This window comes from Fodinicola acaciae, assembly GCF_010993745.1.
Taxonomy (GTDB): Bacteria; Actinomycetota; Actinomycetes; order Mycobacteriales; family HKI-0501; genus Fodinicola; species Fodinicola acaciae.
Map to the genome: position 1 here is coordinate 1,901,552 of NZ_WOTN01000002.1, position 12,420 is coordinate 1,913,971.

The following is a 12,420-nucleotide window of genomic DNA, read 5'->3' on the forward strand; positions in this document are numbered from 1 at the left end:
CTTTGGGTCGTACGGTCAGTAAACCTGCACGCCGTAGGCGTTGAGCGCCTCGACGACCGGCTGGAAGAACGTCGTGCCACCGGAGCTGCAGTTGCCGCTGCCGCCGGAGGTCAGGCCGAGCGCGGTGCTGCCGGCGTAGAGCGGACCGCCACTGTCGCCACCCTCGGCGCAGACGGTGGTCTGGATCATGCCGGTGACGGTGCCTTCGGCGTACCGCACGGTCGCGTTAAGCGCGGTCACGCGGCCGCTGTGGATGCCGGTCGTGCTGCCGCGCCGCGTCACCGTCTGGCCGACGCTCGGCGTGCCGGCGGAAGTGATGTCCTGGCTGCCGACGGTGCCGGGGTGGTTGGTGAAGCTGCTGGCATAGCGCACGATCGCGTAGTCGTTGCCGGGGAAGCTGCTGTTTTGCGTGTTGCCGATCAGCGTGGTGTGCGAGGAGTTCGAATACCACGAGGAGGCGATGTTGCCGCAGTGGCCGGCGGTCAGGAAGTAGTACGTGCTGCCGCTGCGGACGTTGAAGCCCAGCGAGCAGCGGTACTGGCCGCCGTAGATCGCGTCGCCGCCGCTGATGTAGGTGTGGAACTCACCGGCGGTGCGCTGGATGCGTACGGCGTTGCCGTACTGCTGCGTGAGTGCCTTGACGCGGTCGAGTTTCGCGCCGGTCACGGTGCTGTCGAGGGTGACCAGGATCTGGCCGGTCGCCGCGTCGACGGCCCACGCCGAGCCGGGGACCATCGTGGACTTGTCCAGCGCGGCTTTCACGCTGTTGAGCTTGGCGGCGCCGTAATGCGGCGCGGCCTGCGCGGGTTGCGCGGCGGCCAGGCCGGCGGCCACCAGGCCGACAGCCGCGGCGGCGATCGCGATACGACGGAACGTGAGCCTCACGTGCGCCTCCTGTGGGGGTGCGGACACGGCCGGGGTGACGTGTCCTTCAGGTGGCCCGGATCGACGCCAGGCACCACGAGTCGCGGCGTCGAGGCGGCATAATTGCCGCACATTGCCTTGATGGGGCCAATGCCAAGCCGTTGGAAGTATCGACGCAAGACGGCCGGCAACACAAGACTTTCCTGTGATACCGGAAATATTACGTTAAGCTGCTGACGGACCGTAACGATGGCGACGACATTTCGGTCATCGGCCACCAAAAAAGCCGCTGGACCCGGAAGTTGTCCATTTCCATCCGGGTCCCCGCGGCGGCTACTTAGTAAATCGTGTAACCACCGTCGATGACGAGGACGGATCCGGTCATGAAAGCGGACGCGTCGCTGGCCAGATAGAGGACACTCGGCGCGATCTCCTCCGGCGTCGCGTAGCGTTGCTGCGCCGAGTCCTCGATCCACATCCGGCGAAACTCCGGCCGGTCCACCGGCGCCATCTCGGTTTTCACATAGCCGGGCGCCAAAGCGTTGATCCTGATGTTGTGCGGGGCCCATTCCGCGGCCAGTGACTTGGTCAGCTGATGCACCGCGGCCTTCGAGGCGTTGTACGTCGCCTGCAGCTGCGGCCGGTTGACGATGAGTGCCGAGATCGAGCCGACGTTGACGATCACGCCACCACCGCTGTCGGCCAGGTGCCGGCCGAAAACCGTGCTGCAGAGCCAAAGGCCGCGTACGTTGAGGTCGAAGATCTGGTCGAACTCGGCATCTGGCACGTCGAACGCGGCTTTGTGGATGCACAGGCCGGCGTTGTTGACCAGGATGTCGACACCGCCGAGTCCATCGACGGTTTCGACGAGCATCCGTTCGACATCGGCGCGCTGCGTCACGTCACCGGTGATGGCGACCGCGGTGTGGCCGGCGTCTTTGAGCTCTGCCAACACATCCGCGTTACGGCCGGCGTCGCGGCCGGTGATCGCGACGCTCGCGCCGGCCTCGGCCAGCGCCACCGCGAAGGCCCTGCCGAGGCCGCGGTTGGCGCCGGTGACCAGCGCGCGTTTGCCGGTCAGGTCGAAACTGTCGAGCACCGTCACGGAATGACCACCGCCTTCATCGCATCCGGGCGCTCGTCCGCGCGCAGCGCCGCCTCCACGTCGGTGAGTCCGAACGTACCGGTCACCAACCGATCCAGCTCGACGGACCGGCTCGCCGCCAGCGCGATCGCGGTCGGCCAGGTGTTGGCGTACCGGAAAACGCCGGTCAGCCAGAGTTCGCGGTTCTGGATCAGCGAAACCGGCAGCGTCAGCTGGTCGGATCCCATCCCCACCAGCACGATCCGGCCGCCGCCGCGGACCGCCGGGATGCCGCTCGCGATCGCCGGCGGCGCGCCGGAGCACTCGATCAGAGCGTCCACATCGGACACCTCGGCGACCTGCGCCGGTTCGGCGGCGGTGAAGCCGAAATCGGCGACGCGGGTGCGGCGAGCGGGCACGGGGTCGCTCACGATCACCTCGGTCGCGCCGGCAGCGCGAGCTGTTTGTGCCGCGATCAGGCCGATCGGACCGGCGCCGGTGACGAGTACGCGCGAGCCGGTGCCGACATCGGCCTTACGGCAGGCCCAAACGCCGACCGACAGTGGCTCCAGCAAGGCGGCGGCCGTGTCGGAAACAGCGTCGGGGACCGGATGCGCGAAATCCGCCGGCACGGTCACGTACTCGCAGAACGCGCCGTCGACCGGTGGCGTCGCGAAGAAACGCATGTCCGGGCAGAGGTTGTAGCGGCCGGCCTTGCACTGCGCGCAGCGCCGGCACGGAAGCTGCGGCTCGATCGCCACGCGCTCACCGATCCGGCCGGCGGCGATCGTGGAGCCGACACCGGTGATCCGGCCGGACACCTCGTGGCCGAGCACGATCGGCTCGCGTACGACGAAATCGCCGATCCGGCCGTGTTTGTAGTAATGCACGTCCGATCCGCAGACACCGACCGCAGCGACCCTGATCAGCACCTCGTCCGGTTTCGGCTCGGGCACTGGCCTTTCGCGCACCTCGATGACGCCGGTCCCGACCAGCACACTGGCTTTCATTCTCCGGTCACCGCTCCGAGGGTCAGACCGGTGACCAGCCACCGGCGTACGGCCAGGCCGGCCAGCATCATCGGGATCACCACGATGGTGCCGATCGCTGTCATCCTGCCCCAGTCGATGCCGGTCGAGGTGACCAACTGGCTGGCCGCGATCGGCAGCGTCTGCGAGTGCGGACCGGCGAAAACCGTGGCGAAGGCGTAGTCGTTCCAGGCGAAAACCAGGCACAGCACGCCGGTCGTCACCAGGCCGGTCTTGGACAGCGGCAGCACCACGTGCCAGAAGGTCTGCCACCGGCCGGCACCCTCCACCGTCGCGGACTCCTCCAGCGACTCCGGAATGTCGGCGAAAAACGCGCTCATCAGCCAGATCGCGAACGGCAGGTTGAAGGTGAGATAGGCCAGCACCAGGCCGGGCAGCGAGTCGACCAGGCCGAGGCCGCGAAACATCAGGAAAAGCGGCAGCACCACGGCCGCGATCGGCGCCATCCGGGTCGAGATGATCCAGAAGGACAGGTGCTTCTTGCCGCGCATCCTGGTGCGCGCCAGGCCATAGCCGGCGAGCGTACCGAGGACCAGCGAGATTGCCGTCGCGCTGACCGCCGCGACCACGCTGTGCCACAGGTACGGCCAGAGGTTGTTGCCTTCGCTGAACAGCCCGGCGTAGTTTTCCAGCGTAGGACTGAAAAGCAGGTCACCGATGGCGGCAGGTGTCTTCAGCGAGCCGAGCAGCATCCACAGCAGCGGCACCAGCGTCCAGGCCAGCGCGACGGCCAGTCCAATGTAGACAATGACCTTGGTTTTCATCCGGCCAACCCCCGCACGTCGAGCATGCGTACGAAACCTCGCGCGAGCGCGATGGTGAAGACCAACATCACGATGCCGATCACCGCGGCATAGCCGAAGTCGAGAAACTGGAACGCCGTCTCGAAAACCCGGACCGGCGCGGTCTTGGTCGCATCGGCTGGTCCGCCGTTGGTGGTGATCGTGATGATGTCGAAATAACGGACCGCGTCCATCGTGCGGATCAAAAGGCCGACCAGCAGCACGTTGGAGATCGCCGGCAACGTGATGTGGCGCAGCTTTTTCCAGCCGTACGCGCCGTCGAGCGCCGCGGCCTCCTGCACCGACTGGTTCATCGAGGTGAGACCGGCCAGCGCGATCAGCGTGATCAGCGGCGTCCATTCCCACACGTCCATCAGCGCCACCGCGACGAACGAGCTGACCGGGTTGACGAAGATGTCGCCGCCGAGACCGACCGCCTGCAGGATCCGAGCGTACAGACCGAAAGTCGAGTCGGTGAGAAACCGTCCGAGCAGGCCGACGATGACCGGCGCGACGAACATCGGCAGCAACAGCATCGACAACAGTGCGCCGCGTCCGCGTACCAACCGGAAAAGACCCAGCGCCAGGGCGACACCGAGCAGCATTTCCAGGCCGAGGGTGAGGACGAGATAGAGCACCGTCGTCCCCCAGCTCCGCCACACGTCGCCGTCGGTGAAGACGCGGGCCCAGTTGGTCAGGCCGGCCCATTCCAGCCGCGCGCCGCCGATCAGCCGTACGTGCGCGAAACTCATGGCCAGCAGGGCAACAGTCGGGATGATCGACAGCGCGGCCAGCAGGATGACACCGGGGGAGAGCATGCCGCCGGCGAAGGTCAGGCGCCTCATACCGACCATCCCCGCGAGACGATCCGGTCGAACCGGTCACGGATGTTGCGCATGGTCACGTCGGCGGCCTGGCCACCGACCATTTTGGACAGTTCGGTGAACTGCGCGGTGTTGCATTCTCCCCACATCGGGATTTTCGGTCGACGGCCGATGTTCTTCTCCTCCCAGGCCACCTTCACCGCCTGCGCCGAGAGCATGTTCGGCAGTTTGCTCGGCCGTTTTTCCGCGGCCACCACTTCCGGCATGGCGTAGACGGACGTACGCGTCGGCGTGCCGCCGCCGACCTTCGAGGCCAGGTTGGCCAGCTCGATGGACGGCTGCGTGGCCCAGTTGGCGAACAGCCAGGCGGCGCCACGCTCGGCACCCTTGGCGGTGCCGTTGATGCCGATCCCGGTGCCGCCGAAGATGTGCGCGCTCCGTTTCGGGCCGCGCGGCAGCGGCGCGTACGCGATCTTGCCGGGCAGCGCGGCCTCGTTACCGGCCGCGTTTTCGTGCCAGTTGGGACACATCACGATCTGCTGGCCGCGCAGCGCGGCGGTCACCCCGTCCCAGTCCCACGCCGCCGAGCCGGGATGCGCGATCTTCAGCAGCTTCTGGTAAAACTCGGCCGCTGCTATCGCCGCGTTGGAGTCCAAAGTGGACGGTCCTGGCGCCACCTTGCCGATCTTGCCGACGGTGTCGCCGTCATGGAAATAGTCGCCGCCATAGCTGACCAGCACGTTGAGGAAGTCGCAGCCGAGCGAGTCGTGCTGTTTGGCCATGTGGCCGGTGCCGTACGGGATTTCCTTGACGTTGTCGTTGAGCCAGCCGGCGATCCGGAAATACTGGTCCCAGCTGAGCTCGCCGCGCGGTGTCGGGTCGAAGCCGAGCGCGTTGGCCATGGCGTCGTGATATTTGGCGAAAATATCGGCGCGATAGTGCCAGATCATCGTCGGGCAGTCGTACGGCAGCGCGTACACCGCGTCCGGACGGCCAAACCTGCCGCAGATGTCCAGCTGCGCCGGCACGAAGTCGCCGATGCCGCCGGGCACCTTCGGATAGCCGGGTTGGTCGATGAACTCGCGCAGGTCGGCGAAGCCTTTCGCGTACGGCGCCAGGATCTGGTAGGGATCGGCGTAAATCACGTGATACTGGCAGTCGCCGCTGGCGAAGTCGAGCGCCACTCGCTGCGCCACCGAGCCGAGATCGGTGATCGCGATGTTGACCTCGATGCCGGTCAGCTCGGTGAACGGCCGCAAATTCGCCGCGATCGCGACGGTCGGCGCGGTGTTCTCCGAAATGAAGTTGATGGTGGTGCCGGCGAACCGGCGCCATTCCTGATCGGGTACGGCCGGCGGCGCCGGCCTGATGTCGGAGCCGCAACCGGCCGCGCCGGCGGCCAGTGCGGTGACGCCGGCTGCCATCAGCGCGCGGCGGCTGATGCCTGATGGTGTGCGCATGGGAAACCTCGTACGTCGCTGGACTCGGTTGACAACCTCAGGTGAATCAGCTCATATGGTCAAGATCGTATGCTCAGATGAGCAGTTGGCTGCTCAAAGCGGTGGAGGATCGATGGGACCTGACGAGGCGCTGCAGGCCGCGCTGGTGGCTCGCCGGTTTTTCCTGGAGCGGCGCACCAAGACCGAAATCGCTGCGGAGTTGGGCCTGTCCCGCTTCAAAATCGCCAGACTGTTGGATGCCTGCCTGGCCGAGGGGATCGTCCGGATCGAGATCAACCTGCCGGGTCAGCTCGACGCGGATCTGTCTGACCAGTTCCGGCGCGCTTTCGGTCTGCGCCGCGCGATGGTGTTGGTGACACCGCCGGATCCGGCCGGTTTACGCGACCATCTCGGCCGGGCCGCCGCCGAGCTGCTCGGCGACATCGTCACCGAGGACGACGTGCTCGGCATCGGCTGGGGCCGCACTTTGTCAGCGATGGCGCGACAACTGCGTACGCTCGCGACCTGTCCGGTGGTCCAGCTCACCGGGGTGACCGGTTCGGTCTCGGAAAACTCGATGGAGCTGGTGCGGCAGGTGACCGCGGTGTCCGGCGGCTCGGCCTATCCGATCTATGCTCCGCTGGTCGTTTCCGACGGCGGCACGGCGGCCGCGATCCGTCGCCAGCCCGGCATCCGCGCCGCGATGGCACAGTTTGACCACATCACCATCGCCGCGGTGACGGTCGGCAGCTGGGACCCGCCGGACTCGCAGCTGCGCGACAGCCTCAGTGCTCGCGACCGCACGGAGTTGACCACTCGTGGCGTACGTGCCGAGGTCTGCACCACGTTGTTGCGCGAGGACGGTCGTCCGGTGGTCGAGCTGGACGACCGCAGCATCGCGATCACGCTGGACCAGTTGCGCGCCATTCCAGAGCTGATTCTGGTCGCCGGCGGCGAAACCAAGACCGGCGCCATCGCCGCCGTACTGGCGACCGGGATGGTGTCGTCGGTGATCACCGACGCCGGTGTGGCCAGGCGGCTGCTGTCCACAGTGGACTAACACGATTCTCGTAGGCAAAGAACGGATCGCGCGCGACCGCAGCTGCGCGATGATGGCGTCCCGGCAAGTGACGAGAAGGTCCAGCATGGGGGACCCGCAGCGAGTGTAACGCTAAATGTCTGCCTTGAGAGGTTCATTGATGCTGGCAATGCTGTTGTGACTGCCAGGCGGCGACAAATGTTCGGTCGATATCTTGTTAAACAAGTATTACGTGGCCAGGCCGCCTCACCTTCCGGTTGACCAGGTTTTTTGCTCGGTCGGTGGCCGGGTCGCTGATCGTGCACCCGCGCCGGCGACGCCGGTAGATGCCGGTACGGGGCCCTGGATCCCGGCCTCGCGAATCAGCCGGGCGACCCGCTTGCGGTTCACCTCCAAGCCAGCCTCCGCTACTTTGGGAGAATATGACGTGACCTTACTGGGAATGGGTGGCGACTGGTGACGAGACGGTGTCGCCCGCATCCGCAGCTGGTCGGGGCGGACAACTGGCTGCCGGTCGAGGCATTCGAGGTCGGCTGGGCCATGGCCGTCGGCTGCAACAATCTGCGCTGCCCGGACTGCGGGGAGACGGTGCGGTCGGATGGACAGCAGGGCCATACGGTGCGCCGCTACTGGTGCGCCTGCCTGGAGCACCTGGAGACCTGGACGTATTGGGTCGGCGGTGAGCCGGAGGACCTGTACCCGGAAAGGCTCAGCTGGATCTGCGCCGGCCATCCGAGCCTGAAGCTGCCGGCCATTCTGGACGGCGTGACGCTGGACGCCGGGACGGACTGGGTCGCGGTCGCCGCTGCCGCCATGGTGGAGGAGCCGTTCCGGCCGCCGGGCATCGACATTCGCCAGGCGTGGCTGGTCCGACTGCTCCACCTGCTCCCCCGGGAGCAGCGGGTGGCGTTGGGCACGGCGATCGCCACGCTGTTGTACTCCACCGATCCGCGCCAGGTCTCGGGCGCTATCCGCTTCTTCATCACCGAGTGGAAGGCTCCCGGCGCGGAACGCATCAGCGCTATGGTGATCTCGCGCCGGGACTGGCTGGCGGAGACTCCGGCCCCGGATACGCCGTCGGCGTCGCTGTTCGACAATGCGTTGCTCCTGCTGCACTCCCGTCTCCTGGACACCGGCCGAAACGCTGACCGGCCGGCGTTGGCCCTTGCCAAAGAGCTGGCGCTTTCGGGTGTCGGCCCCGGCAACACCGCGATCTCACTGCTCAATCACGATCCGAAGTGGCTCTGGGCGAACGCGCGTTCGCTGGTTCGCGCCCGTCCGGACTGGGCGGACCTGCTCGCTTACCTGGCCATCCTGCAACGTCCCACAAGGCGCTCCCGGCTGCTGCGCGATCTTGCCGCCGTCGCGCCGGACGCGGTCCGTAAGGCCGTCATGGAACGCATCTTCGAGCCGGAACGGCAGCGGCTCCTCGATCTGCTTCAAGAAGACGAGGTGAAAGCCGACACCGAATTCGTCGGCTCGCCCACGCTCACCGACAAACGAAACGCCAGAAAAGCTAGCCAGAGAGGGAAAATCCCGTGACGCTGTCGAAGAGGCGACGCACGGTCTGATCAACCTTGTGAAAATGGGGCAAGCTTTCCCTTTCGGGTAGCGATTTGGTCCCTGGCGGACATTGCGACGGTTTGTACGGTTGGTAACTTGGCTGACAGTTGACCAAGACCGAAAGTAGGCAGTCGTGCGTGTGTCCAACAACGTTCTCGTCGGTGCGGTCGTGGCCGTGTCATTGTTCGGCATCGGTGGCGCCGCGCCAGCGGTCGCGTCCGGAGCGGTCGACGCCGTGCCGGCCGGCACCACCGTGCGATCCGACCTCTATCAGCGCACCGAGCTGTATTTTGGCTCCAGCGAACCAAATGGCGGCGTGGTCACGCCGGCCGAGTTCGACAACTTCGTCGACAAGGACATCACGCCGGCGTTTCCGGACGGCCTCACGCAGCTGACCGGCAAGGGGCAGTGGCGGGACAGCTCAGGTCACATCGAGAAGGAAACCTCGTACGTCGTCATCATTCTCTATCCGGTCACCGACCGGAAAGCCGACGCGAAGATCGAGCACATCCGCGCCGACTACAAGACCTTCTTCCATCAGGAGTCGGTGTTGCGCGCGGACAGCTTCCAGAAGGTTTCCTTCTAGCGCGATCGCAGGCCGTCGATCAGTACGTCCAGGAAACGCTCGACCCTGGCCGGATCCTCGGCGGCGCGTTCGGCGGCCCAGCTGATGCCGGCGGCCATCAGGAACGCGTCCGGCGCCGACACGTCCTTGCGTACGGTGCCGGCTTTCTGTGCGCGCTGCCAAAGTTTGGCCGCCGACTCCTGCATAGCGTGGCAGCTGGCGTAAAGCTGCGACTCTGGATCGGTCAGTACGGCCATCACCGACTCCGGCAGCCCTCGATAGGCACTGGCGCCACGGATGAATTCACGCAGCCAGCTGCGCAGCGCGTCGACCGGGTCCGGCTCGGACAACAGTTGGCCCGCGGAGTCCGCGGCACGCTGGAACCGCTCCGCCATCAACGCCTCCAACAACGCGTCGCGCGTCGGAAAATGCCGGTAAAGCGTGCCGATGCCGACCTCCGCGGCCCGCGCGATGTCCTCCAGCGACGCGTCGACGCCGTGCGCGTTGAAAGCTTCCTGTGCGCACGCGAGCAGTCGCTCGTAGTTGCGCCGGGCGTCCGCACGCATCGGCTTGACCGTCATCGCCGGCTCCCTTGCAAATCGGAGGCAGCCTCCGTATATTAACCGGAGGGGCCCTCATATTAACTCTCGCGCGCCGGCTCCGCTCGGCGACGCGTCATGAAAGGTGCTCGAATGACCTCGATAGTGACCGAAACCCGTCAGAGAATGGGAAAAGTCGGTGTCTTCGGCAGCGGTGTCGGCTCGTTGGCCGGCATCAGCGCGGACGGCGAACGCCGTCATGCCGAGGCCGTCGAACGGCTCGGCTACGGCTCGCTGTGGATCGGGGAGGCGATCGGCGGCAAGGACGTGTTCGTCCGGCAGGCGGTCTCGCTGGCAGTGACCTCGCGGCTGGTGACCGGGACCGGCATCGCGAACGTCTGGTCGCGGCACGCGCGTACGTCCCATGCCGCCGCCGCGACCCTCGCGGACGCCTATCCCGGCCGGTTCGTGCTCGGACTCGGCATCGGGAATCCGTTGCAGGCCAAGGCGGTCGGAGCGGACTACCGGCCATTGCGGCAGTTGCGGGAATATCTCGACCGGATGGACGCGCCGCTGCAGGACGAGGGACGTGCCGAGGTGCCGTCACCGGCCGCGCCGTACGCACGCATCCTCGGCGCCGTGGGACCGAAAATGCTTGCGCTGTCGGCAGAACGCGCAGACGGCGCGCAACCATTCGTGCAGCCGGTGGAACATACGGCGGCGGCGCGGAAGATTCTCGGACCGGACAAGCTGTTGATCCAGCCGCTGGCGGTGTTGCTCGCCGACGACAGGGCGGAGGGGATGGCGACGGCGACGGTTCTTTTCGAACGAGTCCGGGAGGTCCCCGCCTACGCGCGAAGCTGGCGCCAACTCGGCTTTTCGCAGGATGCCATCGATACGTCTGATCCACGACTGGTCGAGGCGATCATCGCGGTCGGTGACGCGGACACGATCGCGGCGAAGGTACGCGAGCACCTCGATGCCGGTGCCGACCACGTGCCGGTCCTGCCGATCGTGCCGACACCGGAGGAAGCCGTCACGCAGCTGGAGAAACTGGCACCTACGCTGCTGGGAGCGTTGTGAACACGGGGAAAGTCGGCCTGTGGACGTTTGCTTTCGATGGCCAGCCGGCCGGTGCCGTGCGTGATGCGGCGGCGGAGATCGACGAGCTCGGCTTCGGCGCGTTGTGGTTTGGTGAGGCCGGCGGTCGCGAAGCCTTCACCCAGGCCGCGATGTTGCTCGCCGCGACCAGCCGGATCGTGGTGGCCACCGGCATCGCGCGCGTGTTCTGGCGCGAGCCGGCGGCCGCCGCGCACGCTCAGCTGACGCTGGCCGAGGCCCATCCGGACCGCTTTCTGCTCGGTCTCGGCGGCAAGATCGCCAGCAATCAGCAGCGCGTTCCCGGATTCGTCGAGCGCACTGGTACGCCACGACCGGTCGAGGCGATGCGTGGCTATCTCGACGCCATGGACGCCGCCGCGCGGAAGTCGGCCGTACGGCCGGAAAATCCGCCACGCCGAGTGCTCGCGGCCCTAGGGCCGGCGATGTTGCGGCTCGCTGCCGAGCGAAGTTGGGGCGCTCATCCCTACTTCGTCACCGTCGACCACACCGCCCAGGCGCGGAAAATCATGGGTCCGGACGCGTTCATCGGTGTGGAGCAGGCGGTTGTGCTGGAGCCGAGCCGCGACCTCGCGCGGCAGCACATCCAACCGTACGTGAAGATCGCGCAACACCACCAAAACAACCTGCGCCGGCTCGGGTTCGGCGACGACGACCTGGTCGACGGCGGCAGCGACCGGCTGGTCGACGCACTCGTCGTCGGTCACACCGGCGGCGATCCGCTGCCGCTGATCCGGCAGCGGATCGAGGACCATCTGCGGGCCGGCGCGGATCACGTCTGCCTGCAGGTGGTCACCGCCGATCAGCGCATTCCGCTCGCGGAATGGCGAGAACTGGCACCGATCCTGGCGGATGTCAGATAGCTGAGGCACCACCGAGACGAGTGACCACTGTGGACTCGGCGAGCATGACCGCGGCGTCGTGTTCCGGCGACGGCTCGCCGGTGAGCTCGGCGGACTCGACGCGGTCGAGCCGGAATCCGCGGCCGGCGCGGCGTTTCCGGCACCAGCCGATCAGATACCAGTGTTGGCGCGAGGTGAGCAGACCGGCCGGCTCGACCTCGCGTACGCTCGACCCGCCGCCGGCGTCGACATAGCCGATCCGGATCACCACGCGTCGCGTGACGGCGTTTTCCACCGCTTCCAGGATGTTTCGCCGGTCCGCGCGCGGGATCGTATGGATGGCAACACTTTTGGCCTCGGCAGCGATCGCCGGAGACATCGCCGCGGTGAGTTTTTGTACGGCCGTACGCGCCGCCGAGCCGAACGGGGCGTCGCGCTCAGCCGCGGCGGCGGCCGCGGTGAGCGCGATCGCTTCGGAAACCGTCAGGTTGACCGGCGGCAGCGTCATCGTGGGATCGATGAACCAACCACCGGCAGGACCCGGCACCGCACGCACCGGCACACCGGTGGCCATGAGCGCCTGCAGGTCGCGCTGGATCGTCCGCACCGATACGTCGAAACGCTCGGCGAGCCACGGAACGGTCCGTTGCCGCGGCGCTGTCGCGCGGAGTTCTTCGACCAGCGCGTAAAGACGTTCGGTGCGGTTCATGC

Annotated in this window: 13 protein-coding genes; 5 read left to right on the plus strand and 8 right to left on the minus strand. The window is 66.8% G+C overall.

Annotated elements, in window-relative coordinates; genetic code table 11:
- Positions 1-15: 15 nt before the first annotated feature.
- The 6 genes from GNX95_RS24190 to GNX95_RS24215 form a co-directional block, all read right to left on the minus strand.
- Positions 16-885, minus strand: coding sequence for a S1 family peptidase (locus GNX95_RS24190; RefSeq protein ID WP_222853849.1), 870 nt, complete (start codon positions 883-885; stop codon positions 16-18).
- 316 nt (positions 886-1,201) lie between these two features.
- Positions 1,202-1,969 carry an SDR family NAD(P)-dependent oxidoreductase gene (locus GNX95_RS24195; RefSeq protein WP_163509666.1) on the minus strand — a complete coding sequence of 256 codons (768 nt, stop codon included), beginning with the start codon at positions 1,967-1,969 and terminating at the stop codon, positions 1,202-1,204.
- The gene (locus tag GNX95_RS24200; protein WP_163509667.1) at positions 1,966-2,958 is read right to left on the minus strand and encodes an NAD(P)-dependent alcohol dehydrogenase; all 993 of its coding nucleotides are present in this window, start codon (positions 2,956-2,958) and stop codon (positions 1,966-1,968) included. The genes GNX95_RS24195 and GNX95_RS24200 overlap by 4 nt, the downstream gene beginning before the upstream one ends.
- Positions 2,955-3,761: a carbohydrate ABC transporter permease gene (locus tag GNX95_RS24205; protein WP_163509668.1), complete on the minus strand. Its 807-nt coding sequence runs from the start codon at positions 3,759-3,761 to the stop codon at positions 2,955-2,957. Before GNX95_RS24205 ends, GNX95_RS24200 begins: the two co-directional genes overlap by 4 nt.
- The gene (locus GNX95_RS24210) at positions 3,758-4,624 is read right to left on the minus strand and encodes a carbohydrate ABC transporter permease (protein WP_222853850.1); all 867 of its coding nucleotides are present in this window, start codon (positions 4,622-4,624) and stop codon (positions 3,758-3,760) included. The genes GNX95_RS24205 and GNX95_RS24210 overlap by 4 nt, the downstream gene beginning before the upstream one ends.
- Positions 4,621-6,063 carry an ABC transporter substrate-binding protein gene (locus tag GNX95_RS24215; RefSeq protein WP_163509669.1) on the minus strand — a complete coding sequence of 481 codons (1,443 nt, stop codon included), beginning with the start codon at positions 6,061-6,063 and terminating at the stop codon, positions 4,621-4,623. The genes GNX95_RS24210 and GNX95_RS24215 overlap by 4 nt, the downstream gene beginning before the upstream one ends.
- A 112-nt stretch (positions 6,064-6,175) precedes the next feature.
- On the opposite strand from GNX95_RS24215, the gene GNX95_RS24220 reads away from it, so the two are divergent.
- From GNX95_RS24220 to GNX95_RS24230, 3 genes are all read left to right on the plus strand, one after another.
- Positions 6,176-7,102, plus strand: a complete 927-nt coding sequence (locus tag GNX95_RS24220) for a sugar-binding transcriptional regulator (protein WP_163509670.1) — start codon at positions 6,176-6,178, stop codon at positions 7,100-7,102.
- A gap of 435 nt (positions 7,103-7,537) precedes the next feature.
- Positions 7,538-8,623 (plus strand): hypothetical protein, encoded by a 1,086-nt coding sequence (locus tag GNX95_RS24225; protein ID WP_163509671.1) that lies wholly within the window; start codon positions 7,538-7,540, stop codon positions 8,621-8,623.
- 154 nt (positions 8,624-8,777) lie between these two features.
- Positions 8,778-9,230 carry a DUF3574 domain-containing protein gene (locus GNX95_RS24230; protein WP_222853851.1) on the plus strand — a complete coding sequence of 151 codons (453 nt, stop codon included), beginning with the start codon at positions 8,778-8,780 and terminating at the stop codon, positions 9,228-9,230.
- Here the strand turns inward: GNX95_RS24230 and GNX95_RS24235 are convergent.
- Complete coding sequence (locus tag GNX95_RS24235) at positions 9,227-9,790, minus strand: TetR/AcrR family transcriptional regulator (protein ID WP_163509672.1); 564 nt, start codon at positions 9,788-9,790, stop codon at positions 9,227-9,229. The genes GNX95_RS24230 and GNX95_RS24235 overlap by 4 nt on opposite strands.
- 111 nt (positions 9,791-9,901) lie before the next feature.
- Here GNX95_RS24235 and GNX95_RS24240 point away from each other — a divergent pair, with 111 nt between their 5' ends.
- Entirely contained in the window at positions 9,902-10,831 is a 930-nt protein-coding gene (locus GNX95_RS24240) for a TIGR03620 family F420-dependent LLM class oxidoreductase (RefSeq protein ID WP_163509673.1), read from the plus strand.
- A complete protein-coding gene (locus tag GNX95_RS24245) occupies positions 10,828-11,730 on the plus strand; it encodes a TIGR03620 family F420-dependent LLM class oxidoreductase (protein ID WP_163509674.1) in 903 nt (300 codons plus the stop codon). The genes GNX95_RS24240 and GNX95_RS24245 overlap by 4 nt, the downstream gene beginning before the upstream one ends.
- On the opposite strand, the gene GNX95_RS24250 is transcribed toward GNX95_RS24245, so the two are convergent.
- Positions 11,723-12,418 (minus strand): helix-turn-helix transcriptional regulator, encoded by a 696-nt coding sequence (locus GNX95_RS24250; protein ID WP_163509675.1) that lies wholly within the window; start codon positions 12,416-12,418, stop codon positions 11,723-11,725. The genes GNX95_RS24245 and GNX95_RS24250 overlap by 8 nt on opposite strands.
- Between the last annotated feature and the right edge of the window lie 2 nt (positions 12,419-12,420).